Origin of the sequence: Colwellia hornerae (genome assembly GCF_007954355.1) — a bacterium.
GTDB classification, from domain to species: Bacteria; Pseudomonadota; Gammaproteobacteria; order Enterobacterales; family Alteromonadaceae; genus Colwellia_A; species Colwellia_A hornerae.
Map to the genome: position 1 here is coordinate 1 of NZ_VOLR01000080.1, position 1,331 is coordinate 1,331.

At 39.4% G+C, this 1,331-nt stretch carries 1 protein-coding gene; it reads left to right on the forward strand.

Annotated features, from left to right (window positions below; genetic code table 11):
• Window positions 1-63 precede the first annotated feature (63 nt).
• A partial coding sequence (locus ESZ26_RS19020) for an IS4 family transposase (protein ID WP_146829439.1) occupies window positions 64-1,331 on the forward strand: 1,268 nt, incomplete at its 3' end.

Consider the following 1,331-nt stretch of genomic DNA (forward strand, 5'->3'; position numbering starts at 1 on the left):
AATTTAGTACTTGAACGATCTTTTGAGTGTGGCATATTCATTTCCTTTTACAGGAAATAAAATATGTTGAGTGATGAGTTAGCTTACTTTTTTGATGAGTGTGGTGATTTAAAAGATAAGGTTGATATTTTTAATGCTCAACTCCCAAAAGAGTGGATAAGTGAAGCGCTTAACGCAACCGGAAGCGTAACCGTGAGGCGGAGAAAAATGCCGGCGGAGGATATTATTAGACTGACTATTGGCATGTCATTGATGAGGCAAGAGCCGATTCAAGAAGTAGCTGCAAGGTTAAGCTTTCAAAGTAAACAAATTGATAATCAGTTACTTGCACGCAGCTCTATCAGTAATGCTAGACAACGTCTAGGCTCAGCGCCTGTCGAATGGTTATTTAACCGCAGTGCAGATAAATGGTCGGCACAGTCACATTGTGATGATAAATGGAATGAACTGAATTTATTTAGCATTGATGGCACAACATTTAGAACAGAAGATAGTGAAGAGAACAGAGAGCATTTTGGCTCAGCACCGAGCAAAGGAGCGTTAGTTTCATCTTTCCCTGCGTTTCGTTTAGCCTGTTTAATGAATGTGCGAAGCCATATTATTAGTCGAGCTGCAATAGGACCTTTTAAGACCGGAGAGCTAACCGTTGCTTCACAGTTATTAGACAATGTACCGCCTAAAAGTGTGTTGCTGTTAGATAGGTTATATCACTCAGCAGAATTATTGCATCACTTTGAAAGCCTAGGTGAAGAGCGATATTGGGTAACGCGATTAAAAAGTACGATTAACTATCGAAAGATTAAAACGTATGGCGAAAATGACTTTTTAGTTGAGCGTGATTTAAGTAGTCACGCAAGAAAAAAGTCACCGTCTTTGCCAGATAAGTGGCAAATGAGGGTCGTAAGGTATCAGCTCGATGGGTATGAGCCTCAAGAGATAGCGACGTCCTTGCCCATTGAACACTATAGTGCCGCCCAAATTATTGCGCTTTATCATGAACGATGGGAAATAGAATTGGGCTATCGAGAAATAAAGACAACGTTACTTAAAAACGCAATAACATTAAGAAGTAAAAAGCCTGATTTAGTCATCCAAGAATTATATGGGATGTTATTAGCGTACAACCTTATTAGGCATGAAGCCGCTTTAGCCGGAGATGTTGTTAAACTAAGGCCAACAAGGATAAGTTTTAAAACGGCAATGCGTGTTGTTCTTTATGATTATTATGGGATGGCAACTGCGTCAAACTTACAAAGTATACCGGCGAGATTAAAAGAATTAACGGACACGATTAAAGACTTTATTCTGCCAAAACAAAAACGGCCTAATTA